The 23,203-nt window shown below is 73.5% G+C and carries 21 protein-coding genes, 1 tRNA gene and 2 pseudogenes; 14 read left to right on the top strand and 10 right to left on the bottom strand.

Annotated elements, in window-relative coordinates; translation table 11 throughout:
- Positions 1 to 117: 117 nt before the first annotated feature.
- A complete protein-coding gene (locus ACWCXH_RS19785) occupies positions 118 to 1,089 on the bottom strand; it encodes a sigma-70 family RNA polymerase sigma factor (RefSeq protein WP_449802718.1) in 972 nt (323 codons plus the stop codon).
- Between the two features lie 393 nt (positions 1,090 to 1,482).
- On the opposite strand from ACWCXH_RS19785, the gene ACWCXH_RS19780 reads away from it, so the two are divergent.
- Both ACWCXH_RS19780 and ACWCXH_RS19775 read left to right on the top strand, forming a co-directional pair.
- On the top strand, positions 1,483 to 2,289 hold the full coding sequence (locus ACWCXH_RS19780; protein ID WP_449802717.1) for a phosphatase PAP2 family protein: 807 nt from the start codon (positions 1,483 to 1,485) through the stop codon (positions 2,287 to 2,289).
- Between the two features lie 21 nt (positions 2,290 to 2,310).
- The gene (locus ACWCXH_RS19775) at positions 2,311 to 3,189 is read left to right on the top strand and encodes a carbon-nitrogen hydrolase family protein (RefSeq protein WP_449802716.1); all 879 of its coding nucleotides are present in this window, start codon (positions 2,311 to 2,313) and stop codon (positions 3,187 to 3,189) included.
- 109 nt (positions 3,190 to 3,298) lie between these two features.
- Here the strand turns inward: ACWCXH_RS19775 and ACWCXH_RS19770 are convergent.
- A tRNA-Arg gene (locus tag ACWCXH_RS19770) sits at positions 3,299 to 3,371 on the bottom strand.
- 489 nt (positions 3,372 to 3,860) lie between these two features.
- Here ACWCXH_RS19770 and ACWCXH_RS19765 point away from each other — a divergent pair.
- Positions 3,861 to 4,751 carry a YhjD/YihY/BrkB family envelope integrity protein gene (locus tag ACWCXH_RS19765; protein WP_449802715.1) on the top strand — a complete coding sequence of 297 codons (891 nt, stop codon included), beginning with the start codon at positions 3,861 to 3,863 and terminating at the stop codon, positions 4,749 to 4,751.
- 42 nt (positions 4,752 to 4,793) lie between these two features.
- On the opposite strand, the gene ACWCXH_RS19760 is transcribed toward ACWCXH_RS19765, so the two are convergent.
- On the bottom strand, positions 4,794 to 7,277 hold the full coding sequence (locus tag ACWCXH_RS19760) for a hypothetical protein (protein ID WP_449802714.1): 2,484 nt from the start codon (positions 7,275 to 7,277) through the stop codon (positions 4,794 to 4,796).
- Positions 7,278 to 7,575: 298 nt separating this feature from the next.
- On the opposite strand from ACWCXH_RS19760, the gene ACWCXH_RS19755 reads away from it, so the two are divergent.
- From ACWCXH_RS19755 to ACWCXH_RS19745, 3 genes are all read left to right on the top strand, one after another.
- Positions 7,576 to 8,322, top strand: a complete 747-nt coding sequence (locus ACWCXH_RS19755; protein ID WP_449802713.1) for a GOLPH3/VPS74 family protein — start codon at positions 7,576 to 7,578, stop codon at positions 8,320 to 8,322.
- Positions 8,323 to 8,845: 523 nt separating this feature from the next.
- Positions 8,846 to 9,709 carry a helix-turn-helix domain-containing protein gene (locus ACWCXH_RS19750; RefSeq protein WP_449802712.1) on the top strand — a complete coding sequence of 288 codons (864 nt, stop codon included), beginning with the start codon at positions 8,846 to 8,848 and terminating at the stop codon, positions 9,707 to 9,709.
- Complete coding sequence (locus ACWCXH_RS19745) at positions 9,706 to 9,930, top strand: DUF397 domain-containing protein (protein ID WP_449802711.1); 225 nt, start codon at positions 9,706 to 9,708, stop codon at positions 9,928 to 9,930. The genes ACWCXH_RS19750 and ACWCXH_RS19745 overlap by 4 nt, the downstream gene beginning before the upstream one ends.
- 111 nt (positions 9,931 to 10,041) lie before the next feature.
- Here the strand turns inward: ACWCXH_RS19745 and ACWCXH_RS19740 are convergent, their stop codons facing one another.
- Both ACWCXH_RS19740 and ACWCXH_RS19735 read right to left on the bottom strand, forming a co-directional pair.
- A complete protein-coding gene (locus ACWCXH_RS19740) occupies positions 10,042 to 11,154 on the bottom strand; it encodes an ADP-ribosylglycohydrolase family protein (protein ID WP_449802710.1) in 1,113 nt (370 codons plus the stop codon).
- A 228-nt stretch (positions 11,155 to 11,382) separates the two neighbouring features.
- Positions 11,383 to 13,986: a bifunctional FO biosynthesis protein CofGH gene (locus ACWCXH_RS19735; protein WP_449802709.1), complete on the bottom strand. Its 2,604-nt coding sequence runs from the start codon at positions 13,984 to 13,986 to the stop codon at positions 11,383 to 11,385.
- A 182-nt stretch (positions 13,987 to 14,168) separates the two neighbouring features.
- Here ACWCXH_RS19735 and ACWCXH_RS19730 point away from each other — a divergent pair, with 182 nt between their 5' ends.
- The 3 genes from ACWCXH_RS19730 to ACWCXH_RS19720 are packed head-to-tail and all read left to right on the top strand — an operon-like array spanning position 14,169 to position 17,370.
- Positions 14,169 to 15,449, top strand: a complete 1,281-nt coding sequence (locus ACWCXH_RS19730) for a LolA family protein (RefSeq protein WP_449802708.1) — start codon at positions 14,169 to 14,171, stop codon at positions 15,447 to 15,449.
- A 3-nt stretch (positions 15,450 to 15,452) separates the two neighbouring features.
- Entirely contained in the window at positions 15,453 to 16,499 is a 1,047-nt protein-coding gene (locus tag ACWCXH_RS19725; protein ID WP_449802707.1) for an ATP-binding cassette domain-containing protein, read from the top strand.
- Entirely contained in the window at positions 16,486 to 17,370 is an 885-nt protein-coding gene (locus ACWCXH_RS19720) for an ABC transporter permease (RefSeq protein ID WP_449802706.1), read from the top strand. Before ACWCXH_RS19725 ends, ACWCXH_RS19720 begins: the two co-directional genes overlap by 14 nt.
- Before the next feature lie 16 nt (positions 17,371 to 17,386).
- Here ACWCXH_RS19720 and rarD read toward each other — a convergent pair whose 3' ends face one another.
- Both rarD and ACWCXH_RS19710 read right to left on the bottom strand, forming a co-directional pair.
- Positions 17,387 to 18,358 (bottom strand): EamA family transporter RarD, encoded by a 972-nt coding sequence (gene rarD / locus ACWCXH_RS19715; RefSeq protein ID WP_449802705.1) that lies wholly within the window; start codon positions 18,356 to 18,358, stop codon positions 17,387 to 17,389.
- A 111-nt stretch (positions 18,359 to 18,469) separates the two neighbouring features.
- Entirely contained in the window at positions 18,470 to 18,856 is a 387-nt protein-coding gene (locus tag ACWCXH_RS19710; protein WP_449802725.1) for a hypothetical protein, read from the bottom strand.
- Between ACWCXH_RS19710 and ACWCXH_RS19705 the strand changes: the two are divergent.
- Positions 18,809 to 19,009: pseudogene (locus ACWCXH_RS19705) on the top strand (winged helix-turn-helix transcriptional regulator); the annotation flags it as partial. The gene ACWCXH_RS19710 and the pseudogene ACWCXH_RS19705 sit on opposite strands and share 48 nt — an antisense overlap.
- A gap of 22 nt (positions 19,010 to 19,031) precedes the next feature.
- Positions 19,032 to 19,226, top strand: a complete 195-nt coding sequence (locus tag ACWCXH_RS19700) for a DUF6011 domain-containing protein (RefSeq protein WP_449802704.1) — start codon at positions 19,032 to 19,034, stop codon at positions 19,224 to 19,226.
- 56 nt (positions 19,227 to 19,282) lie between these two features.
- Here the strand turns inward: ACWCXH_RS19700 and ACWCXH_RS19695 are convergent, their stop codons facing one another.
- Positions 19,283 to 21,184: a hypothetical protein gene (locus ACWCXH_RS19695; protein WP_449802703.1), complete on the bottom strand. Its 1,902-nt coding sequence runs from the start codon at positions 21,182 to 21,184 to the stop codon at positions 19,283 to 19,285.
- A 29-nt stretch (positions 21,185 to 21,213) separates the two neighbouring features.
- Between ACWCXH_RS19695 and ACWCXH_RS19690 the strand changes: the two genes are divergently transcribed.
- The 3 genes from ACWCXH_RS19690 to ACWCXH_RS19680 are packed head-to-tail and all read left to right on the top strand — an operon-like array spanning position 21,214 to position 22,634.
- On the top strand, positions 21,214 to 21,426 hold the full coding sequence (locus tag ACWCXH_RS19690) for a hypothetical protein (protein WP_449802702.1): 213 nt from the start codon (positions 21,214 to 21,216) through the stop codon (positions 21,424 to 21,426).
- Positions 21,423 to 21,965 carry a DUF1707 SHOCT-like domain-containing protein gene (locus tag ACWCXH_RS19685; protein WP_449802701.1) on the top strand — a complete coding sequence of 181 codons (543 nt, stop codon included), beginning with the start codon at positions 21,423 to 21,425 and terminating at the stop codon, positions 21,963 to 21,965. The genes ACWCXH_RS19690 and ACWCXH_RS19685 overlap by 4 nt, the downstream gene beginning before the upstream one ends.
- Positions 21,966 to 21,992: 27 nt before the next feature.
- Entirely contained in the window at positions 21,993 to 22,634 is a 642-nt protein-coding gene (locus tag ACWCXH_RS19680; RefSeq protein WP_449802700.1) for a class I SAM-dependent methyltransferase, read from the top strand.
- A 52-nt stretch (positions 22,635 to 22,686) separates the two neighbouring features.
- Here the strand turns inward: ACWCXH_RS19680 and ACWCXH_RS19675 are convergent, their stop codons facing one another.
- Both ACWCXH_RS19675 and ACWCXH_RS19670 read right to left on the bottom strand, forming a co-directional pair.
- Positions 22,687 to 22,896, bottom strand: coding sequence for a hypothetical protein (locus tag ACWCXH_RS19675; protein WP_449802699.1), 210 nt, complete (start codon positions 22,894 to 22,896; stop codon positions 22,687 to 22,689).
- 159 nt (positions 22,897 to 23,055) lie between these two features.
- Positions 23,056 to 23,196: pseudogene (locus ACWCXH_RS19670) on the bottom strand (RICIN domain-containing protein); the annotation flags it as partial.
- Between the last annotated feature and the right edge of the window lie 7 nt (positions 23,197 to 23,203).

Raw genomic sequence — 23,203 nt, 5'->3', positions numbered from 1 at the left:
ACCCCCCGCTGCCCGCCCCGGACCCCCCGCCCCACCCCCCTACCCGCCCGCCCCCCCCCGCCGGGCCAGGATGCGGAGCGCTCCGCATCCTGGCCCGGCTCAGGACTCGAATTCCCCTTACGCCGCCTCGAAGCCGGCGTGGTCGGCGATCTTCTTCAGCTCGGCCAGCGCGTGCTTCTCGATCTGCCGGATCCGCTCGCGGGTCAGGCCGTGCTGCTTGCCCACCTCGGTGAGGGTGCGCTCGCGGCCGTCCTCCATCCCGTAGCGGGAGCGGATGATCGAGGCCGTGCGGTCGTCCAGCCGCCCGATCAGATCGTCCAGTTCCTCGCGGCGGAGCATGACCATCACGGCGTCCTCGGGGGACGTCGCCCCGGTGTCCTCGACCAGGTCGCCGAACTGGGTCTCGCCCTCGTCGTCGACCGACATGTTCAGGCTGACCGGGTCGCGCGCCCAGTCCAGCACGTCCTTGATCCGGGCCTCGGTGGTGTCCAGCTCGGCCGCGATCTCGGCCGGCTCGGCCTCGCGGCCCAGCTCCTTGGACTTCTCACGCTGCACCCGCCGGATCCGCCCCAGCTCCTCGACCAGGTGGACGGGCAGCCGGATGGTGCGGGACTGGTCGGCGATCGACCGGGTGATCGCCTGCCGGATCCACCAGGTGGCGTAGGTGGAGAACTTGAACCCCTTGGCGTAGTCGAACTTCTCGACGGCCCGCACGAGGCCCGCGTTGCCCTCCTGGATGAGGTCCAGCAGCGGGAGGCCGCTGCGCGGGTACCGGCGGGCGACCGCCACCACGAGCCGGAGGTTGGAGCGGATGAAGACGTCCTTGGCGCGCTCGGCGTCGTCGGCTATCGCCTCCAGCTCCTCGCGCGTGACGCCCTCGGGGAGCTCGCTCTCGTCCAGCAGGTGCTGGGCGTAAACGCCGGCCTCGATCCGCAGCGAGAGCTCGACCTCCTCGGCGGCATCGAGCAGGGGGGTCCTGGCGATCTCGTCGAGGTACATGCCGACCAGGTCACGGTCAGCCTCAAGGTTGGTCGGGCGGGCCGCGCGAGTCCGGTCGGCCCTGTCGCGAACGACGGCACGGGTGGCCATGCTTGCTCCCTTTGCTGGTGTTGCCGAGGTCTGCCTGCCTGCCCCGAGCGGGCAAGAAATGCGGGCCCCGCAAGGGCTCACACGTAACGATCCAACGAACAGATTCCGGACAACATTCCCAAGTCGTTCAGATTCTTCCCAGCGATGCAGTATCCTGCCGGTTTTCACCCCGGTTCTGGACGCAGGGTGATCAGCCGGGCACCTGCGGTGCGCGCCGCGCGACCGTCTCGGACCGGACACCTGGTGAACCCGCGGGCTGCCGCGCGCGTTCCCGACCGCCCCGACTTACCCTCGCCCCCGCACCCCGACGCACGCAGATCCTCCGCACAAATGATGCGGAATCGCTATCACTCCAGCGCCCGATCGGCACAGGACGCTGGGAAGGTGTCAGGCATGCACCTGACCAATGGCGCGCCATCCATCACTGTGCGTCACCGCCGTGTCCTGCGGGGCACGGCGCTGGCGGCGGGCTGTGCCCTGCTGTTCGGCCTGCTGGCCGTCGTGGTGATCCGACACTGGCAACCCCTCGACCGGTTCGATCGCGACTGGATCGCGGAAACGCACTCCTACGCCCGGGAGCACCGGGCCTGGACGGCCGCGGTGCAGACGCTCTCCGACATCGGTGGCACGGTCACGATGCGTGTCCTGCTGGGCCTCGCGGCCTGCTGGCTCTGGCTGATCGGCGCCCGCGTGCTCGCCGGGTGGGCCGCCGCGCAGGCCCTGGTCGGCTGGGGCGCCCAGTGGGCGCTGAAACTCGCCTTCGGCCGCCAGCGGCCGTCCTTCACCGACCCGGTCTCGCACGCGGGCGGCCCGGCGTTCCCCTCCGGGCACGCGATGGCCTCGGCGATCACCTGCGCGGTGCTGGTCGGCCTGTTCTGGCCCCGGGCCGGCCGCTCCGGTCGGATCGCGGCCTGCGCGGTGGCGACGGCCACCGCGCTGGCCATCGGCTGGACCAGGATCGCGCTCGGCGTGCACTGGCCGAGCGACGTGCTCGGCGGCTGGCTGGCCGCCGGTTGCGTGCTGGGCGCCGTCACCGCGACGATCGAACTCTGGCGCCCGGGCTCCCTGGCACGCGACATCCGGCGGGTCAACTGGCGGACCAGACCCAGGGTTCAGCGCGTCGTCGCGCCCTCGTTCCGCCCGGCCCGCGCAGACCGCCCGGGCGACGGCGTGGACCGCCCCGACGAGGCCGTCCGCTAGCCGCGGTCTAGCGTGTCGGGCATGTCCCGCATCCAGGAAGTCCCCCACGAGTCCGCGGCCCACGCCCGTTACCCCGAGCGTCCGTTGCGGATCGCCACCGTCCAGGCCCAAGCCGTCGCGGGCGACATCCCCGCCAACGCGGCCACCGCCGCCGAGCTCATCCGCGAGGCCGCCGCGTCCGGTGCCCGGCTGGTGCTCTTCGCGGAGAAGTTCCTCGCCGGCTACGAGCCCGACCTGATCAGCTCCGATCCGCTCAAGTGCGCCGTCCAGCCGGGCGATCCGCGCCTCGCGCCGATCGCCGAGGCCTGCCGCGAGACGGGCACCGCCGCCGTGGTCGGCGCCGCCGCGCAGGACGGGTCCGACCTGCGCGTCTCCGCGCTCGTGTTCGGCCCGGACGGCGCGGTCGTCACCCGCTACGACAAGCAGCACCTGTTCAAGTCCGAACGCGGCTACTACCGCCCCGGGACGGTCGGTTGCAGCCTGGAGCTCGACGGCTGGCGGCTCGGCCTCGGCATCTGCTACGACTCCGGCTTCCCCGAGCACGCCCGCGCCGCCGCGCTGGACGGCTGCCACGCCTACCTGGTCGGCGCCCTCTTCAGCGTGGGCCACGGTCACCACGAGTCCCGCACCTGGTTCCCGGCCCGCGCGCTCGACAACACCCTCTACACGGTGCTCGCCAACCACATCGGCACCACCGGCGGCTGGCACACCTGCGGCGGCAGCGCGGTCTGGGGCCCGGACGGCCACCTGATCGCCGAGGCGGGCGAGGACCGCCGCGAGATCGTCCTCGCCGACCTCGACCCCGCCGTCCTGCGCACCACCCGGGAGACCGAGACCCTGCTCGCCGACCTGGCCGCCAACCCCACGCCCGTCCCCCGCGCCGAGCACACCCTCGCCTGATCCCGCCTCAGCCGCCGACGCGCCGACGCGGCCCGGGCGGGCCCGCACGAGCGGCCCGGAACGCCGAGAGGCCCCCGACCGTACGGGTCGGGGGCCTCTCGGCGCACTGTGCCCCAGGCAGGATTCGAACCTGCGACACCGGCTTTAGGAGAGCCGTGCTCTATCCCCTGAGCTACTGAGGCGGGGCCGTGTGGTGACAAGGCCGTCCACAGCGTACCGGATCAGGGGTGGAGGCGGAGCGGTGGACGACGGGACGGGTGCCGACGGAGTGTCAGGAGGGGTCACGTAGCCCTTGGAACGTATTCGAACTTCTGGCGATGGCCGTGGCGGGTGTCGGGCACCTGGTCTCGTTCAGCACGGTGACCGGGCAGGCCGCCGTCGTGCTGCTGCACCTGTGGCGCCCACGCCGGGCGGCGGACCGGCGACTGCTGTGGCAGGACCCGGTGCCGGTGGCGGCACTGCCACTGCGGCCGGTGGTGGTGCTGAACCCGCCGGCCCCGGATGCGGCCGCACCGGGTCCGGGTGACCATGGGCCTGTTCTCACACTCCCCCGTCCGCCCGGAGCGCGGGCGCGGCGGTGCCGGGTGCGTGCGTCGCAACGCGGCGGATGGGGGCACCTCCCGGCCGCCGGCCCGGGGGAACTTCGGCGACCGTGACCGAGGAGGGCACCCGTGAGAGACCGGCCGACCGGACCACCCGCGGAGGGCGGCCGCCGCGGGGGACGGACGGCCCGGCTCAAGGAGCGCGGGGCCTGGGCGGCCCGGTACGCGCGGGGGCTGCCCGAGCAGGTGCCGCTGGTCGGACGGGCGGTCCGCCAGCTGGTCCGGGTGAACCTGCTGGACTGCGCCACCCGGCTGGCCGCGCAGGCGTTCCTGAGCTCGCTGCCGGCGCTGTTCGTGGTGTCGGTGTTCGCCCCGACCGCCGTCCGTGACCACGTCCTGAATGCGCTGCGCAGCGAGCTGGGGATCCGGGGCGAGGCGGAGCAGTCGGTGGAGCAGGTGCTGTCGAGCGGGCGGGACGAGACCGGTTTCGGGGTGCTCGGCGCGCTGTTCACCCTGATGTCGGCGACGGCGCTCAGCCGGGCGATCCAGCGGGTGTGCGAGCGCTGCTGGGAGCTGCCGCGCGCGGGGACCGGGCTGGCGGCCTGGCGCTGGCTGGTCTGGCTGCTGGTGTGGCTGGCCTGGCTGGTCTTCCTGGCGCCGCTGTGGGACGGCTTCGGGGCGGGCCGGTGGCTCGGCGTGCCGCTGACCTTCGTCGGCTCGACTGCGCTCTGGTGGTGGACGCAGCACCTGCTGCTGGGTGCCCGGGTGCGCTGGCCGCCGCTGCTGCCGGGCGCGCTGCTGTGCGGGGTGGCGGTGGTCGGCCTCGGGGTGGCCGGGCGGATCTACCTGCCGCGCGCGATGGCGCACAGCGTGGCGCGGTTCGGGGCGTACGGGGTGGTGTTCACCGGGCTGTCGTGGCTGATCGCGACCTTCGCCGCGTACACGGTGGCGCTGGCGCTCGGGCGGGTGCTGACGGAGGAGGAGCCGCTCGCGCGGTGGCTCGGGCCCGGAACGCGCTGAAGGGGGAGCCGGACAACCGGCTCCCCCTTCGGTGTCCCGGGCTCAGAGCGTCCGGGTCAGCCGGGACTGGATGGACGGCGGGTTGACGTCCGACTGGAGGGCAACCGGCACCTCCGTCTTGTCGTCGCCCTCTCCCACGCGCAGCACGCCGATCTCGGTGCCGGCCGTGACGTGGTGGCCGACCTTGCCGGCGACCAGGGTCACGGTGCCGGTGATGCCGGGGAACCCGGCCACCACGAGGTCCTTGGTGGCGACGACGGGGACCTTGCCGCCGAGCCCGTCGTCCACGTAGCCGACGACGTCGCCCTTCTTGACGACGGTCTGGCCGGTCACGCCGTTCTGCGCGGCCTGGATCTGCTTGCCGCTGACCTTCAGCACGGTCGGCAGGATCCCGTCGCCGGGGTTGGGCGAGGTGGCCTGCTGGCCGAGGGTGACACCGAGGATCAGCCGCTTCACGCCGCCGACCTCCTTGTAGGCGGCCCACATCAGGCAGCCGCCGGCCGGGGTGCTGGAGCCGGTCTTGACGCCGATGACCCCGGTCTTCGGGTTGATCAGGTTGTTGGTGTTGGGGATCTTCTGGTTGTTGAAGGTGGTGTCCGGGGTGGACACGATCTGCCGGAAGACCTCGTCCTGCATGACCTGCTCGGCCAGCTTCAGCTGGTCCTTGGCGGTGCTCTTGGTGTCCGCGATGTAGCCCGCCGGGTCGGCGTAGGTGGTGTTGGTCATGCCGAACTTGGCCGCGGTCTCGTTCATCAGCTTGACGAACTCCGCCTCGGAACCGGAGTGGAAGCGGGCGAGCAGCCGGGCCACGTTGTTGGCCGACGGAAGCATCAGCAGCTCCAGCGCCTGGTACTCGGTGAGCACCTGGTTCTCGGTGAGCGTCACCTTCGACTCGTCGACGTTGCCGGACTCCTGCGCGGCCTGCTTGTCGACGGTGATCTTCGGACCGGCCTCCCCCTTCTTCAGGGGGTACTTCTGCAGGATCAGGTAGGCGTTCATCACCTTGGTGACGCTCGCGATCGAGGCCGGCGTCTCCGGGCCGGAGCTGCCGAGACTGCCGACGCCGACCACCTCGGCCGCGGACTGGCCCTTGGCCGGCCACGCGAGGTCGAGTTGGTCGCCCCCGAAGTTGTAGCTGCCGGCGGCGGACATCCGCACCTTCGCGTCCGGCAGCGGGCGCAGCAGCTGGGCCACGACCGCCGCGCCGAGCACCACGGCGAGGAAGACCGTCCAGATGGTGACCCGCTTGAGCGCGCGCCGCAGCGGGGAGACCGGGCGGGCGTTGAGGGTCGCCAGGACCTCCATCGCCTCGGCGGTGTTCTCCGGCGAGGGCAGCGGCTCGGGGACGGGCAGCGGCTCGGGCTTCGGCAGCGGCGGGACGGGCGACACCGGCCGCGGGTCCGGCGTGGGCAGCGGCTCGGGGGCCGGGGCGGGGCCGGGCTTCGGGGTGGGGGCCGGCTTCGGCAGCGGCTCCGGGCCGGGCTGCGGTTCGGGTTCGGGGAGGGGCTTGGGCGCCGGGTGCGGCTCGGGCCCCGGATCCGGGACGGGCTGCGGCTCGGGCAGCGGGCTGGGGGCCGGGGGCTCGGGAACGGTGCCGGCGGCGGGGGCGGGAGCGACGGCGGGAGCGGCGGCGAGGGGCGTGCGGCGCGGCGCGGGCTTCTCCGGCTTCTCGGCCTTCGCGTCGCCCGCGGCCTTCCCGGCGGCCTTGGCCTTCTCGGCGTCCTCGGGCTTCGCGTCGCCCGCGGCCTTCCCGGTGGCCTTGGCCTTCTCGGCGTCCTCGGGCTGCTCGGTGGCGTCGGCCTTCTCGGCACCGGCGGCCTTCGGGGCGCCCTCGGCCTTCTTGGTGCCCGCGGCCTTCTCGGTGCGCGCGGCCTTCTCGGCGCTCGCGGGCTCCTCGGCGTCCCCTGACTCCCCGGGCTCCTCGGTGTCCGCGGCCTCGTCAGCTCTCTTCGGCTGCACGGCGGTCGGGGGCGCCACGGTCTTGGTCAGCTTCACCGACACCACGGGGGCGTCGGCCTCGACCGCGCCCTCCCCCGCCGCGTCATCCTCGGGCGTGTCGTCCTCGGCCGCGGGCTCGGCGTCCTCCGCCGGGTCCTCGGCGGCCGCCTCCCCCTTCCCCTCCTGCTTCTTCCCGCCTGCCATCCGCATGCCGAGACGCGGGTCGGCGCCCGACGGCCGGTCAGAGGACGGCTTCGCACCCTCGTCCGACGCCTCGTCGGCCGGCTCGGCCGCCTCACCTGCGGAACTCCCGGCGCCGACCGGCTTCACCAGCTCGTCGGGCAGCCGCAGCGCGGTCGTGCGGTTGTCCACCGGCAGCCGCAGCATCGTGGTCTTGCTGTCCACATCCCGGACGCGGAGCTGCACGGTCGAGCCGCTCGCGGCCCCCTTCTTCGGCGTGTCGCGGGTCGCGTCGGCGGAGGCGCCGTCAGCGGCCGTTCCGGCGGCAGCGGTCGATCCGGCGCGTTCGCGCTCCCGGTCCTGCTTCCGCTCGCCGTCCCGCAGCACCCTGTCGGGGGACTCGCCCACGTAACCCAGCCTCCTCAACGCCCGGCGGGGCACCGGCAGACCCGATTTCGGGAAGCCGACGCCCCGCCCCGTGTACCTGTACAGTCTCCGCCACCGTCGGCCGATCCGGCCGCCCACACCCCGCCCGACCGGCGCTTATTGCCGTCACACGGCCGTACCGCGGTCCGTTCACCGAACAGACGCCCGCCCCGCGGCCCCCGGTTCCAGGCCTTCACCGCAAGGTCACGATTCGGAGGCGTACTCGACAAGCCCGTGTGAGAGGCGTCACCCTGTCTCTCATCCACGCGGGGAGGCTTGGATGGGCAAGAGCCGCAGAACTGTTCCCGAGGAACTCTTGCTGCTCGCTTTGGACCCGACCACGGGTACCACGGCGCAGCCGCAGACCCTCGACCTCGGACTCGCCGGGGCGCAGCTCGTCGAGCTGTCCCTGGCCGGACGGATCGTACCGGAGGGAGACCGGATCGCCGTCGTGCTCGCACGGCCGACCGGCGACCCGACTCTGGACCACGCACTGGAACTGCTGCGCCGGCGCGGCAGTCCGGTCCGTGCGGCGCACTGGATCGGCGGGCCCCGGTTGGGGCTGCGGCAGACGTACCTGGCGCACCTGGAGCGCTGCGGCATGGTGACCGCCGTGCCGGGCCAGGTGTGCGGCGTGCTGCCGACGACGCGTTACCAGGCGTCCGACGACTGCACCAACGCCGCGATCAAGCAGCGGCTGGACACCGCGATCCGCACCGGCGTGCCGCCGGACCCGCGGACGGCCGCGCTCGCCGCGCTGGCCCACTCGGTGGGGCTGGGCAAGCATCTGTACCCGGGCAACGAGGGCCGGTCCTCGCGGTCGCGGCTGCGCGACCTGATCCGGTACGACCCGCTCGGCGGGATGGTCGCGCACGCCGTGATGGACGTGCAGAACGGCCTGCCGACGCAGCAGAGCCGCTCGCCCCAGGGTGCGTCCGGGACGGGCACGGGACGGTCCTCCGGCGCCCGCGCGGCGGGCCGGGGCACCGGCGGCCGGGTGGCCGCGCCCCGGGTCGGCGTCCGCTGACGGCCGGTCCGCCGGGGCACGACGACACGCCATGACCCGGCCGGCGACACGTCCGTCGACACACCCGACGGCGCGCGCCACATCGTTCGCGCCGCCCGTGAGCGCCGAACGACCCGACGCACCACCAGCAGTACCAGGAGCGAGGAGGGGCGGTCGCCCGCGACGGAAGTCGCCCGGCGACCGCCCCTCTGCCGTCCCCGAGCGCCCCCGGGCCGCTCGGGGAGAGCCCGTGGGAGCCTGCCGCAGCATGTGCCACCAGCACGTGCGCCGCCGGGAGCCCACGTGAACCAGGACCGGTGGCAGTACCGGTTCGATCCGCTGAGCCGCATTACCACCTGGGGGGCTTCGCCGTCTCGCAGAAGCGCTTTTCCGATGATCCGCTCTATTGCGCTGCTGTGATTCCCCGGCGCCGACCTGGCCCAAGGTGACATGCTGCTCCGAGTCAGGGGGGTTGGTCCCAATGTCCGAAGTGTTCCTAGGACTGCCGTTCCAACGATCACCAGAGGTCCGGCCGGAGGTCGACGTGTCCGCGAACATCAATCCCACCGTGCGCCGGCGGCGCCTCGGCTCGGAGCTGCGCAAGCTCCGCGAGGGCCTCGGGATGACCGCGGAGGAGGTGGCCGGCCGGCTGATGGTCTCCCAGTCGAAGATCAGCCGGCTGGAGAACGGCCGCCGCAGCATCAACCAGCGGGACGTCCGCGACCTCTGCGACGTCTACAACGTGTCCGACGAACAGATGCGCAACAGCCTCATGGAGATGGCCAAGGAGTCGCGCCAGCGCGGATGGTGGCACGACTTCAACGACATGCCGACGCCGTACAGCGTGTACATCGGCCTGGAGGCCGAGGCCTCGTCGATCCGCGCGTACGAGTCCTCCTTCGTGCCCGGCCTGCTGCAGACCGAGCAGTACGCCCAGGCCGTCGTCGAGGGCACCCAGCCGGACACCGACGCCCTCGCCGTCCAGCGCCGGGTGCAGGTGCGGATGAAGCGCCAGGACCGCGTCCACGGCGAACACCAGCTGGGCAGCCTGTGGACCGTCATAGACGAGGCGGTGCTGCGCCGCGAGGTCGGCAGCCGCGAGGTGATGGCCTACCAGCTCAAGCACATGCTGGAGTTGAGCCAGCGCCCGAACATCACGATCCAGGTGATCCCGTTCTCCGCCGGTGCCCACCCCGGTATGACCGGGACATTCTCCCTGCTCGAGTTCCCCGAGTCAGCCGATTCCACGGTTGTCTACTTCGAAGGGGTGACGAGTGATCTTTACCTGGAGAAGGAGGCCGATGTGCGCCGCTATACCAGTCTCTACGACCACCTGAGGGCGGCGGCGCTCGGTGTGGTGGAGAGCCGGACACTGATAGCAGAGATTGAAGAGGGATTCCACACATGAGCACCACCATCGAGAGCGGCACACGCTGGCGGAAGAGCAGTCACAGCGGTGGCAACGGCGCCTGTGTGGAGATCGCCACGCCGACCGCGGGGGTGGTCGCCGTCCGGGACTCCAAGGACCCGCACGGCCCGCAACTGCGCTTCTCCGCCGAGGCCTGGAACGCGTTCGCCGCCGCCGCCGGAGCAGGGGCGTTCGGCCCAGGGGCATTCGGCGCAGCCTGAACCCGGGCCGCTCTCGGCCCAGTTGCCCGTAGCGGTGCCCGTCGCCCCCGCGGCGGCGGACACGGCTACGGGCAACTGTGTTTCTCCAGGAAGCCGTTGGCCGGACGGCCCTCAGTGCACCGGGTACCGGGCCGACCACGCGACACCCTCCGGGGTGTCCCGGCCGTGCAGTTCGGCACCGTGCACCAGCTCCAGCACGAAGTCGTCGGCGAGTTCGAGGATCGCGCCGCGCCCCTCCAGGCCGGCCACCAGCCCCGGCGGCAACGCGGTGTCGCCGTGCAGCGCACCGAGCAGGCTCCCGCAGATCGCGCCGGTGGAGTCGCTGTCCCCGGAGTGGTTGACGGCGAGCAGCAGGCCCGACCGCACGTCGTGCGCCACCAGCGCGCAGTACACCGCGATCGCCAGCGCCTCCTCGGCGACCCAGCCCTCCCCCAGCGCCTCCACCCGGACCGCCGACGGCTCGCCCGCCCGGACGGCGTCCAGCGCCGCCCGCAGCGCGGCGGTCGTCTCCTCGTGCGCCTGCCGCTCGGAGAGCAGCGCCAGCGCGAGGTGGACGCCCTCCTCCAGGGTGCCGCCGCGGGCGATGCTCTGGACGATCACCGCGAACGCGCCCGCCGCGAGGTAGCCCGTCGGGTGGCCGTGGGTGAGCACCGAGCACTCCACCGCGAGCTGGAACACCAGGCCCGGCTCCCACGTCGTGAGGAGCCCGAACGGCGCCGCCCGCACCACCGTGCCGCAGGCCTTGGAGTGCGGGTTCTTCGGGTGCTCCAGGGTGCCGAGCCGCTCGCCGTCCGGACCGCTCAGGCCCGTGAGGCAGCCCTGGCCGGGGGCGCGCTGGGCGTACAGCCACTCCTCGCGGCCGAGCCAGCCGAGGTCGGGGCGGCGCTCGTCCGGGCCCCAGTCGCGCTGCGTGGCGGCCCAGCGCAGGTAGGCGAGGTGGAGGTCGGTGGGCGGGTGCCAGCTGCCGGTGTCCCGGCGGATGTGGGCGCGGATCAGGCCGTCGACCGTGAAGAGGGTCAGCTGGGTGTCGTCGGTGATCGCGCCGGACCGCCCGTACGCGGGGACGTAGCCGGTCACGCCCTGCGGGCCGTGCTGCGCGACGATCTTGTCCAGCGCCTCGAACTCCACGGCGGCGCCCAGCGCGTCCCCGATCGCGCCGCCGAGCAGACAGCCCCGCACCCGGCTGCGGAAGTCCTGCTGCTGTGCGCGTGACCACAGTGGCATCACGACGGGTGCGCCTTTCGTCCGGGAACGGCGGGGAACGGGGCGGCGCGACGCTCGGGCCGGTCGCGCGCCCTGGCACCTTATGCGAAGACCCGTGCGGACCGGCGGGTTCCGTCGCACACCAGTCTTTCAACAAACCGTTGCCGCCGTGCCGTCCCGCTGCCACGGACGGCGGGGCCCGGACGCTGCGCGGGCAGCGTCCGGGCCCCGCGTCGTCGAGCTGGGGCCTCAGTCCAGGACCGGCAGCAGCTCCGGCAGGTGGCCGTCCGAGGCGAGCGCGGCGGCCCGGCGCTCGGCGGGCACCTCGCCGTAGGTGGTGGTGCGCTGGCGGTGCGGGCGGCCCGCGGCCTCGGCGATCGCCTGGAGGTCGCGCACCGACTTGTAGCTCCCGTACGCCGAGCCGGCCATCCGCGAGATGGTCTCCTCCATCAGCGTGCCGCCGAGGTCGTTGGCGCCCGAGCGCAGCATCTCGGCCGCACCCTCGGCGCCCAGCTTGACCCAGCTGGTCTGGATGTTGGGGATGTGCGGGTGCAGCAGCAGCCGGGCCATCGCGACCACCGCGCGGTTGTCGCGGGCGGTCGGGCCGGGCCGGGCGATGCCGGCGAGGTAGACCGGCGCGTTGGTGTGGACGAACGGCAGCGTGACGAACTCGGTGAAGCCACCGGTGCGCTGCTGGATCTCCGCGAGCAGCCGCAGGTGTCCGAGCCAGTGCCCGGGGGTGTCCACGTGCCCGTACATCATCGTGGACGAGGAGCGGATGCCCAGCTCGTGCGCGGTGGTGACCACCTCGACCCAGGTGGCGGCCGGCAGCTTGCCCTTGGTGAGCACCCAGCGGACCTCGTCGTCGAGGATCTCGGCGGCCGTGCCCGGGATGGTGTCCAGGCCCGCCTCCTTGGCTCGCTGGAGCCAGTCGCGGATCGAGAGTCCGGTCCTGGTCGCGCCGTTGACCACCTCCATCGGCGAGAACGCGTGCACGTGGATGCCGGGCACGCGCTCCTTCACCGCGCGGGCGATGTCGAAGTAGGCGGTGCCGGGGAGGTCCGGGTGGATGCCGCCCTGCATGCAGACCTCGGTGGCGCCCACCTCCCACGCCTGCGCGGCCCGGTCGGCGACCTGCTGGAGCGAGAGCGTGTACGCGTCCGCGTCGGTGCGGCGCTGGGCGAAGGCGCAGAACCGGCAGCCGGTGTAGCAGACGTTGGTGAAGTTGATGTTCCGGGTGACGCAGTAGGTGACGTCGTCGCCGACCGCGTCGCGGCGGACGGCGTCGGCGATCCGGCACAGCGCGTCCAGGGCGGGGCCGTCGGCGTGGAACAGGGCGAGCGCGTGGTCGTCGGTGAGCCTGGTCGGGTCGTCGGCGGCCACCGCGAGCGCCTCGCGGAGGTCCCCGGCGAGACGTTCCGGCGCGCCCTTCGCGAGGACCTGCTCGCGCAGCGCCTCCCAGTCGCCGTAGACGTCCTCGAAGTCGGCCCGGCGGTCGCCGGTGCGGCCCTCGGTGTCGATGGTGGCGTGCAGGTCGGTCCGCCCGTACGACTCCGGGAGGTCCTCGGGCTCCTGCCAGGGCAGGCCCAGGACCGCCGCGTCCGGGTTCGCGAGCCCGGTCGCCGGGTCGGCCAGCGCGCGCACGTGCGGCAGGACGCGCGGGTCCAGCCAGGGCTCGCCGCGCAGCACGTACTCGGGGTAGACGGCCAGGCGCTCGCGCAGTTCGAAGCCGGCCGCCGCGGAGCGCTCGGCCAGGCGCTCGATCTGCGGCCACGGGCGCTCGGGGTTGACGTGGTCCGGGGTGAGCGGGGAGACGCCGCCCCAGTCGTCGATGCCGGCCCCGATCAGCCGCTCGTACTCGCCGTCCACCAGGTTCGGCGGCGCCTGGAGGCACGCGGACGGGCCCATGATGTGCCGGGCCACCGCCACCGTGGCGACCAGCTCGTCCAGTTCGGCGTCGGGCATGCCGCGCATCGCCGTGTCCGGCTTGGCGCGGAAGTTCTGCAGGATCAGTTCCTGGATCCCGTGGTAGGCGCGGGAGACCTTGCGCAGCGCGAACAGCGACTCGGCGCGCTCCTCGTACGTCTCGCCGATGCCGATCAGCAGGCCGCTGGTGAAGGGGACGGAGCTGCGGCCCGCGTCCTCCAGGACGCGGAGGCGGACGGCGGGCTCCTTGTCCGGGGAGCCGTGGTGCGGGCCGCCGGGCTCGCTCCACAGGCGGGTGGCGGTGGTCTCCAGCATCATGCCCATGGAGGCGGAGACGGGCTTGAGGCGCTGGAAGTCCGTCCAGCTCAGCACGCCGGGGTTGAGGTGCGGGAGGAGGCCGGTCTCCTCCAGGATGCGGATGGACATCGCGCGGACGTACGCGACGGTGTCGTCGTAGCCGTGCGCGTCCAGCCACTCGCGGGCTTCGGGCCAGCGGTCCTCGGGCTTGTCTCCGAGCGTGATCAGGGCTTCCTTGCAGCCGAGTTCGGCGCCGCGGCGGGCCACCGCGAGGACCTCGTCGGGGGACATGTACATCCCGTGGCCGGCACGGCGCAGCTTGCCGGGGACGGTGGCGAAGGTGCAGTAGTGGCACTTGTCGCGGCACAGCCGGGTGAGGGGGATGAAGACGCTCTTGGAGTAGGTGATGACACCGGGGCGGCCGGCGGCCTCCAGGCCGGCGTCCCGCACCCGGGCGGCGCTCGCACAGAGGTCCCGCAGGTCCTCGCCTCTGGCCTGCAGCAGCACGGCCGCCTCGGCGGCGTCGAGCGCGACGCCGTCCCGCGCGCGGCGCAGGGCGCGGCGCATGGCGTTGGCGGTCGGGGGCTGCGCGGTCGGGGAGTTGGTGCGGTCGTCGGCGGTTGCGTCCATGCGGCGACACTACGCCAGGAGTTGTACGCCGGGAGGAGCCAACCCTGAGGACGTCTCAGGGTTGACGTACCCGCGAGGTTTACCCCGAAGTGGCCCTGCAGGTCGATGACGCGCGCGCGGGGCGGGTCTCTAATGGAATGGCACAGGCATTCGGCCGGGTTCGCAGAGGAGTTGATGACGCCATGACCAATGAGACGGCGGCTGGGGGGAACGTGGACGGCGGCGCACCGTACCGCTCACGGCGGCGCACCCTGATGCGGGCGGGCGTGCCGTTGGCGGTGGCCGCGGCGATCGCCACGGGCGTCGGGCTGGTGCCCGCGTTGGCCGCCGATTCGCCGCCGGACCTGCCCTCGCTGACGGCGGAGCAGGTGGTGGCCAAGGCGCTCGGCTCGGACACCCAGGCGCTCTCCGGGACGGTCTCGCTCTCGACCGACCTCGGTGTGCCCAGCCAGTTGCTCGGTGCGGCGGCCGGCAGCCTCGGCGCCGCGGCCGGACACGGCGGCGGGCAGGGTGGCGGGCAGGGTTCGTCGGCCGCGGATCCGCAGACCAAGCTGCTCGGTCTGCTGGGCGGCGACCAGACGCTGCGGGTCGCGGTGGACGGGCCGGACCGTCAGCGGCTCGACCTGCTGGAGAACATGGCCGGCTACACCCTGGTCCACAACGGCGACCAGGGCTGGGCCTGGGACAGCTCGACCAACCAGGCCGTGCACCTGACCGGCCAGGCCGCCCGGCACACCGGCGCCGAGCACCCGAAGGCGCCGCTGGCCGGTGTGCCGACCACGCCGCAGGAGGCCGCCCGGCAGTTCCTCACCGAGAGCGCGAGCACCACCTCCGTCACCGTGGCCGGCACCGCCAAGGTGGCCGGGCAGAACGCCTACCAGCTGAGCGTCAAGCCGACCCAGTCCGGCTCGACGATCGCCGAGGTCAGGATCGCGGTGGCCGCCGACAACGGCGTGCCGCTCGCGGTGGTGGTGAAGGGCGTCGACGGCAGCACCGTGCTGGACGTGCACTTCACGGACGTCTCGTTCGCGAAGCCGGCCGCCAAGACCTTCGACTTCACCGTGCCCAAGGGCGCCAAGGTGACGGAGCACAAGGCGGACGACGAGCGGGCGGGCGCGAAGGCGGACGCCAAGCGCGGCCCGGACGGCAAGAAGGAGAGCGGCGAGGCCGGCAGGCCGAACGTGATCGGCGAGGGCTGGACGTCGGTGGTCTCCGCGCACCTGCCCAGCGGACCGGTCGGCGCGCCGGAGAACGGCGCGAAGGACGGCGCGAAGGGCGGCAAGCACGGCGGCCGGGGCTCCTTCCAGGACCCGACGGCCCTGGTCAAGTCGCTCGGCAAGCCGGTCGCCGGCGGCACCCTGGTCAGCACCAAGGTGCTCAACGTCCTGATCACCGACGACGGCCGGGTGTTCGCCGGCGCGGTGACCGAGTCCGTCCTGCAGAGCGCGGCCGGGGTGAAGTAGCGGATGACCAAGGCTCCCGTAACGGGGGACGTTACGGAGTCGGCCGGGGGCCGGGGCGCCGAGGCGCGCCCGGCCCCCGTTCCCGCTGCCGCCCCCTCCCGCACCGGCTCTGACGATGTGATCCGCACGCGCGGCCTGACCAAGCGCTTCCGCGGCGGCCAGCTCGCCGTCGACGGGCTGGACCTGGCCGTCCCGCGCGGCTCGGTCTTCGGCTTCCTCGGCCCCAACGGCTCCGGCAAGACCACCACCATCCGCATGCTGATGGGCCTGATCGTGCCCACCTCGGGCATGGCGACCGTCCTCGACGAGCCGATGCCGCAGTCCGTCGCGACCGTGCTGCCCCGGGTGGGCGCGCTGATCGAGGGTCCCGCGCTGTACGGCTTCCTCTCCGGCCGCGACAACCTCGCCCGGTTCGACGCCGCCGACCCGACGGCCGACCCGCGCACCCGCAGCCGCCGGGTCGACGAGGCGCTGGAGCGGGTCGGGCTCACCGCGGCGGCCGGCAAGAAGGCCCGTGCGTACTCGCTCGGCATGAAGCAGCGGCTCGGCCTCGCCTCGGCGCTGCTGCAGCCGCGTGAGCTGCTGGTGCTGGACGAGCCGACCAACGGCCTGGACCCGCAGGGCATGCGGGAGATCCGGACGCTCGTGCGGGAGGTCGCGGCGGAGGGCACCACGGTGTTCCTCTCCTCGCACCTGCTGGACGAGATCGAGCAGGTCTGCACCCACGCCGCGGTGATGTCCCGCGGCCGGCTGGTGGTGCAGGGCACCGTCGCCGAGCTGGCCGCCCGGGCGCAGGGCCGGCTGGTGGTCCGCACGCCGGACGTCGCCCGGGCCGCCGAGGTGCTCGCGGCCCACCAGGTCGTGGACGTCGTGCGCGGCGAGGAGCGGGTGGACGGCGAGCTCGGCGCCGTCGACGATTCGGCGCTGCCGAAGCTGTGCTCGGCGCTGGTCGAGGCCGGCGTACGGGTGCACGGGTTCGGGCTGGAGCGTGGCACGTTGGAGGACGCCTTCGTGGCGCTGACCGGGGAGGGCTTCGATGTCGCGGGCTGAGGCGGTGGCGGTCGGGACCGGGCTCGTCTCCGGGCGGCGGCCGCAGACGGCGTCCGGGTTCCTGGCGCTGTTCCGCAACGAGCTGCACCTGACCTTCCGCCGGATGCGGACCCTGGTGCTGCTGGCGATCCTGGCGGCGCTGCCGGTCCTGATCGGCGTGGTCATCAAGGTCAACACGGACGGCCCGCACGGCGACGGCGGTCCGAGCTTCATCGCGCAGACCACCCAGAACGGCCTGTTCCTGGTGTTCACCGCGCTGGCGGTGGCACTGCCGATCTTCCTGCCGATGACGGTCGGCGTCGTCGCCGGGGACTCGGTGGCCGGCGAGGCCGCCACCGGGACGCTGCGCTACCTGCTGGTCGCGCCGGCCGGGCGGACCAGGCTGCTGGCCGCCAAGTTCACCGCCGGGATCGCCTTCTGCCTGGCGGCCACCGCGGCCGTCGCGGTGACGGCCCTGGCCACCGGTGCCGCGCTGTTCCCGCTCGGCAAGGTCACGCTGCTGTCCGGCGACACCATCGGCCTCGGCGACGCGCTGCCGCGGGCGCTGCTGGTGGCCGCGGTGGTGGCGCTCTCGCTGGCCGGGCTGGTGGCGATCGGGCTGTTCGTCTCGACGCTCACCGGCAGCGGCATCGCGGCGATGGCCGCCACGGTGGTGCTGGTGATCACCGTCCAGATCCTGGACAGCTTCCCGCAGTTGGACGCGATCCGGCCGTTCCTGTTCACCCACTACTGGCTCAGCTTCGCGGACCTGCTGCGTGAGCCGATGTACTGGGACGGCGTGCTGAAGGACCTCGCCCTGCAGGCCGGCTACGTCGCCGTGTTCGGCTCGGCGGCCTGGGCGCGGTTCTCCAGCCGGGACATCAGCGCCTGAGCAGCGGAGGGCCTGTCTACCGGGTGGCCGCCGGGGCGGGGGCCGGTCGCGGCGCCCGCCCCGCGGCCGCCCGCTCCGCGCGGTCGGCCCGCACCCGGCGCAGCGCGTCCCAGGTGAGCACCGCGAGCGCCACCCAGACCAGGGCGAAGCCGGCCCAGCGGGCGGGCGGCATCGACTCGTGGAACACCGCCACGCCGATCAGGAACTGGAACACCGGCGCCAGGTACTGCAGCAGCCCGAGCATCGTCAGCGGCACCCGGACGGCCGCCGCGCCGAAGCACAGCAGCGGGATCGCGGTGATGCCACCGCTGAGCATCAGCAGGCCGGAGTGGCCCCAGCCGTACGAGCCGGCCACCGTGTGGCCGAGGGTGCCGCGCCCGCTGACCTCCAGGTAGACCAGGTAGGCCAGGGCGAACGGGAACATGAAGGCGCTCTCGGCCGCCAGGCTCTCCACGCCGCTCAGTCCGACCGTCTTCTTCAGCAGGCCGTAGGTGGCGAAGGAGAGCGCCAGGGTGAGCGCGATCCAGGGCAGTTGCCCGTACGCGACGCTGAGCACCGCGACCGCCGCCGCGCCGATGCCGACCGCCGTCCACTGCGCGGGGCGCAGCCGCTCCTTGAGGACGAGGACGCCGAAGCCGATCGTCACGAGCGGGTTGATGAAGTAGCCGAGGCTGGTCTCGACGACGTGGCCGTTGTTGACCGCCCAGATGTAGACGCCCCAGTTGACCGAGATCACGGTGGCCGCGCCGGCCAGCATCGCGACCCGGCGGGGCTGGCGCAGCAGCGGGCGTATCCAGCCCCAGTGCCGCTGGACGGTGAGCAGCAGCACCACCGCGACCAGGGACCAGACCATCCGGTTGACGAGGATGTCGTCGGCGGCGCTGGGCTCCAGCAGCGGCCAGAACAGCGGGAAGAGCCCCCAGATGCCGTAGGCCGCGGCCCCGTACCAGAGGCCCCGGCCGCTCTCCTGCTTCGTTGTGTCCGGCATCTGCCGCCTGCCCTCCGCGCGCGCGTATGTCGAGGTGACGGTAGCTGGCGGGAGGGCAGGATGTCATCTCCGTTTACGGATTTTGGTCATGACAGTGCTCGGCGGGCGGACTCAGGCCCGCAGAGCGGCACGGACGGACTCGGCGAGCGGGACGGTCGGGCGGCCGATCAGCCGGGCGAGGTCGCCGGGGGTGCCGGCCAGCTCGCCGCGCGCGATGCCCGCGTCGACGTCCACCAGGACCTCGGCGAAGCCCTCCGGCAGGCCCGCACCGACCAGCACGTCGCGGTGCTCGGCCGGGGTCACGTCGCGGTGCCCGACCGGCCGGCCGGAGGCCGCGGCCAGCTCGGCGGCCAGCTCGGGCAGGCTCCACGCGGTGTCGCCGCCCAGCTCGTACCCCCGGCCCTCGTGGCCCTCGCCGAGCAGGACGGCGACCGCCGCGTCACCGGTGCCACCGGCCAGCCGCTGGAGCGGGACGGCTTCGTGCTCCGCGAGGCCCACCCGGTGATCCCGCCCCGGGTCGACTACAGCCTCACGCCGCTCGGTCGCGAGGCCGCCGAGGTGGTCGTGGCGCTCGCGCACTGGTCCGAGCGGCGGGTGCCCGAGGTCATGACCGCGCGCGAGGAGTACGACGGGCGCGCTGTGCCGTCGTGATCCGCTTCGTTACCGTCTCCTCATGACCAACTCCCCCGAGCCGCTGCCCGGGACGGACACCCCGGAGGCCGTCCGTCACCGCGTCACCTGCCGCCGCTGCCACCGGCCGCTGCACGACCCGGAGTCCCGCATCCTGCGGCTCGGCCCCGAGTGCCGCGACCCCGCCGAGCGCGTCCCACGGCACGACGTCGACCAGGAGCCGCTTCCCGGGGTCTAGTTCATCGGTTCCCGACGCGCACGTGTGCCTGGAGCGGCCGGGCGCCCGAGTGGGGTTCAGCCGCGTCCGAAGAGTCTCCGCAGGAAGCCAGGGCGCGGTTCGGGCCGGGTTTCGGGCCCGGGCTCCGGCTTTGAGGGCGCGGGCGACGCGGGCACACCGTCCGCTTCGCCGTCGACGAACCGCCGCGCCCGGTCGAGCTCGTCCGTCGGCAGCCACGGCGCGGCGAGCGCCAGTTGGCCGACCGAGCGCAGGATCGTCACCACCCGCGTGCGGTCCGCCTCCTCGCAGTAGCGCAGCCGTCGCCCGAGCTGGGCGGCGATGTCGGCGCGCGCCTCGGGGTGCGTCCAGCCGATCGCGACCAGCGCGAACCCGGCTGCCTCGACGACCCAGTCCTCCGGCCCGAGCAGCAGGTCGAGCAGGACGCGGCGGCGGTCGGACCCGGCCCACGGCTGGTCGGTGCGGTGGTGGGCGATGCCGAGGCACGCGAAGGTCTGGACGGCGCGCACCCACAGCTCGGGCTGGTGGGCGAGCAGTGCCCGGCCGAGTTCGTCCTCGCGCGGCGCGGGCGGGTGCGCGAGGACGCCGACGAGGTCGTCGAGTGGCAGGCCGGCGAGCCGGACGGCGTGGTCGTAGGCGGCGGGGACGGTCGGCCAGACGAGTTCGGCGGTGGCCCGGACGAGTTCGGCGCTCGCGGGAGCGGGCGGGTCGACGGCCGGGCGCGGGTCGGTGCCGTCCCAGGTCCAGATGGTGGTGGTGGGCTCGGTGAGCGGCACGCGCGGGTCGGGCTCGCCGACGGACCGGTAGGTGACGGCGGTGCGCGGCAGCGCGAGGTGGACGGCCGCCAGCGAGCTGGGCGGCTCGACGGTGGAGGCGGTGCAGTCGATCTCGGTGTCGCGCGTGGTGCCGGGCGTCTCCAGCACCTGGTGGAGCACGTTGACGGTGGCCTCGGTGGCGCCGGGGACCAGACCGAGCCAGGGTGCGCGGTGGCTGAGTCGTTCGAGGAGCTCCTGGGCGTAGTCGTGGTCGGGGTGGGCGCGGTGGTGGTCGGCGAGCGCGAGCAGGTGGGCGGTTTCCCCGTCGACGGTGTGGCGCAGCCCGTGGATCGCCGGCCCGGCCTTGGGGTGGTCGGGGTCGGCCGCGAGGACGCGCTCCAGCCAGGGCAGGCCGTCGGCGGGGCGGCCGAGCGCGCCGTACAGCTCGGCGACGTCGACGGCGAGGTAGCTGCTGGAGTTGTCCTGGGCCGGTTCGACACGGCGCAGTTCGGCCTCCCACACGGCGAGCGCCTGCTCCGGCCGGCCGTGCGCGCGCAGGGCGTTGCCGAGCATGACGGACGGCATGTAGCCGGGGGCCAGGCGGTGGGCGTGCTCGGCGAGTTCGACGGCGCGGGCGGTGGTGCCGAGGCGGCGGGTCAGGCCGGAGGCCATCGCGAGGAGCAGGGCGTGGTCGGGATGGCGGTCCACGACGGCCTGCACGAAGGCGTCGAACGGGCTGACGGCGTCGGCGAGTTCGGCGGGCAGCGGGTCGGGCAGCCCGCCGGCGGCGCGGGCGACGGCCTGGGCGACGACGTCCGGGTCGACCAGGCCGGGCAGGTCCTCGCGGGCCAGCCAGGCGGCGTGCGCCCAGGGCTTGGCGGGCTCGAACTGGACGGCGGAGGCGAGCATGCCGATCGCCGCGTCCCAGTCGCCGGCCGCCGCCTCGACGTACGCCCGGCAGACGACGGTGCCGAGGAAGACCTGGCCGCCGAGCGGGAACAGTTCGCGGGCGGCGGCCGGGCCGCCTGCGGCGGCGCACAGCTCGGCCAGGGCCTCGTGCAGCTCGGGCAGTTGGGGATCGTTGATCATCGCGTCGGCCAGGTGGTCGGCGGCGTGCGGGAGGTCCCCGGAGTCGATCGCCAGGCGGGCGACCGCCACCTCCCCCTCCGCCGCGAGCCGTTCGTCGCCGTCGTCCGTGTGCTCCATGGTCCGATCCCCCGTCGTGCCGTTCTCCGATGTGCGCGGACGAGGCTATCCCGCTCATCCGACGAAACGGCGATCACCCCGACGACCGCAACGTCCGCATCGACCTCCGCAAGAATTTCGTCGGCGCCCTCGGGACGGACGTCGGCCCGGGCGACATCTCCTGCCGATCTCGCCTGATGACCACTCAGGAAGTCGGCCGGGCCGACTTCCTGAGCAGAACCGCCGTTAGAGTGGAACGGTGACCTCTCTGCCGCAGGAACCATCCCCACTGATCGGCGACGGCGACCGCGACACGGCCGTGCAGCGCCTCCAGGAGGCGTTCGCCGGCGGGTACATCTCGCACGAGGAGATGGACGAGCGCCTCGACCTGGTGCTCGCCGCCCGGACGGAGGGCGAGCTCGTGCGGGCCATGGGCTCGCTCCCGGAGGAGAGCGCGGGCACCACGTCCACGATCGGCGCCATCAGCGGCCGGATCATCCGGCGCGGCATGTGGCGGGTGCCCCGGACGCTCAAGGTGGAGTCGGCGCTCGGCCGGGTGCACCTGGACCTGTCCCGGGCGGTCTTCGAGCACCCGGTGGTCGACATCGAGCTGAACCTCGGCACCGGCCGGGCCCGGATCACGGTCCCCCGGGACGCGGTCGTCGACATCGAGGGCCTGAAGAGCGGGTGGAAGGACACGCTCTACCGAGCACCGCGGGGATCTCGCGGGGGCGGCCCGACGATTCGGATCACCGGAGCCATGGGGTACGGGCGGCTGAAGGTCCGGCACGCCAGGCGCTGAGCGCCGCATGGTCTAGGGTCGTCCCCCATGCCTGAACTATCGTCACATCAGATGACCACCGCCGGCGCGTACGACGCCGTCGCCGTCCGGTACGCCGCCCTCGTGAAGGACGGGCTGGCCAGCCTCCCGCTGGACCGCTCGTTCGTCACCGCCTTCGCGGACGTCGTGCGGGCGTCGGGCGCCTCGGGCCCGGTCGGGGACCTCGGGTGCGGTCCGGGGTACGTGTCGGCGCTGCTGCGCGAGCTGGGGGTGGACGTCTTCGGCATCGACCTGTCGCCCGAGCTCGTCGGGATCGCCCGCGAGACGTACCCGGGCCTGCGGTTCGACGTCGGCTCGATGGACGCGCTGGACACGGCGGACGGGGGACTGGCCGGGGTCGTCTCCTGGTACTCGCTGATCCACACGCCGCCGGTGGATGTTCCTTCGTACCTGGCCGAGTTCCGGCGGGTCCTGGCGGTGGGCGGGCACGCGCTGCTCGGGTTCTTCGAGGCCGAGGGCGAGCCGGTGGCGCCGTTCGACCACAAGGTGACGACGGCCTACCGGTGGCCGATCGACGAGATGGCCGCGCTGGCGGGCGCTGCCGGGTTCGCCGAGGTCGGCCGGATGCTGCGCGAGCCGGGCGAGAACGAGCGCTTCCGGCGGGGGCACCTGCTGCTGCGCGCGGTGTAGCGGCGGCTCAGGGGGCCGCGCGTTCGTGAGCCGGCGTCGGTAACGCTGCTCCTCAGTGGGGCCTGTGCCCCTTCCACTCCCCGTTGCCGAGCGGGAGCCACCCGGCACCCTTGCAGTCCGGACAGGTCTCGGCGACGTGGCCGGTTCCGGCTTGGCCGTCGCGAACGCCCATGCGGGACCGGTGGCAGACACCCCCGGAACAGTTGGGGCAGAGGAGTCGGAAGGCTTCGAAGGCGGGCTTGCTCTCCACGTCATCGCTCATGGGGTCAGTATCCGGCTCGACGCTCCGCCTCTGATCCGTCGCCCGACTCCTCGCGGCTTGCGGAGGTTACCGTGCGCCCCCAAGGCCGAGATCCGGTCCGTCGGCGGTGCAGGAAGTCGGACGGGCCGACTTCCTGCGCGCGCAGGTGTTCTCGCGGCGTCAGCCGACGGGGTTGAGGCTGAAGCGCTGGTTCACGCTGTTCTGCGCGGACCACTGGATCACCGGGGTGCCGTCGGCCTGGTTCGCGCCGGCGACGTCGAGGAAGAGGCCGCTGTGGAAGTTCACCACGGCCAGGGTGCCGCCGTTG

The sequence above is a fragment of the Kitasatospora sp. NPDC001660 genome (genome assembly GCF_053596725.1).
The sequence above is the reverse complement of the archived record's forward strand: the minus strand, read 5'-3'. Positions and strand labels throughout refer to the sequence as shown.

Excerpts from the sequence above, each read along its gene's own strand:
- ACWCXH_RS19775 (WP_449802716.1), top strand. The coding sequence starts at position 2,311 with ATGTCCCGCATCCAGGAAGTCCCCCACGAGTCCGCGGCCCACGCCCGT.
- ACWCXH_RS19695 (WP_449802703.1), bottom strand. The coding sequence starts at position 21,184 with ATGGAGCACACGGACGACGGCGACGAACGGCTCGCGGCGGAGGGGGAG.
- rarD (WP_449802705.1), bottom strand. The coding sequence starts at position 18,358 with ATGCCGGACACAACGAAGCAGGAGAGCGGCCGGGGCCTCTGGTACGGG.
- ACWCXH_RS19680 (WP_449802700.1), top strand. The coding sequence starts at position 21,993 with ATGCCTGAACTATCGTCACATCAGATGACCACCGCCGGCGCGTACGAC.
- ACWCXH_RS19730 (WP_449802708.1), top strand. The coding sequence starts at position 14,169 with ATGACCAATGAGACGGCGGCTGGGGGGAACGTGGACGGCGGCGCACCG.
- ACWCXH_RS19725 (WP_449802707.1), top strand. The coding sequence starts at position 15,453 with ATGACCAAGGCTCCCGTAACGGGGGACGTTACGGAGTCGGCCGGGGGC.
- ACWCXH_RS19675 (WP_449802699.1), bottom strand. The coding sequence starts at position 22,896 with ATGAGCGATGACGTGGAGAGCAAGCCCGCCTTCGAAGCCTTCCGACTC.
- ACWCXH_RS19740 (WP_449802710.1), bottom strand. The coding sequence starts at position 11,154 with ATGCCACTGTGGTCACGCGCACAGCAGCAGGACTTCCGCAGCCGGGTG.
- ACWCXH_RS19735 (WP_449802709.1), bottom strand. The coding sequence starts at position 13,986 with ATGGACGCAACCGCCGACGACCGCACCAACTCCCCGACCGCGCAGCCC.
- ACWCXH_RS19785 (WP_449802718.1), bottom strand. The coding sequence starts at position 1,089 with ATGGCCACCCGTGCCGTCGTTCGCGACAGGGCCGACCGGACTCGCGCG.
- ACWCXH_RS19755 (WP_449802713.1), top strand. The coding sequence starts at position 7,576 with ATGGGCAAGAGCCGCAGAACTGTTCCCGAGGAACTCTTGCTGCTCGCT.
- ACWCXH_RS19700 (WP_449802704.1), top strand. The coding sequence starts at position 19,032 with ATGACCAACTCCCCCGAGCCGCTGCCCGGGACGGACACCCCGGAGGCC.
- ACWCXH_RS19780 (WP_449802717.1), top strand. The coding sequence starts at position 1,483 with ATGCACCTGACCAATGGCGCGCCATCCATCACTGTGCGTCACCGCCGT.
- ACWCXH_RS19745 (WP_449802711.1), top strand. The coding sequence starts at position 9,706 with ATGAGCACCACCATCGAGAGCGGCACACGCTGGCGGAAGAGCAGTCAC.
- ACWCXH_RS19720 (WP_449802706.1), top strand. The coding sequence starts at position 16,486 with ATGTCGCGGGCTGAGGCGGTGGCGGTCGGGACCGGGCTCGTCTCCGGG.
- ACWCXH_RS19690 (WP_449802702.1), top strand. The coding sequence starts at position 21,214 with ATGTGCGCGGACGAGGCTATCCCGCTCATCCGACGAAACGGCGATCAC.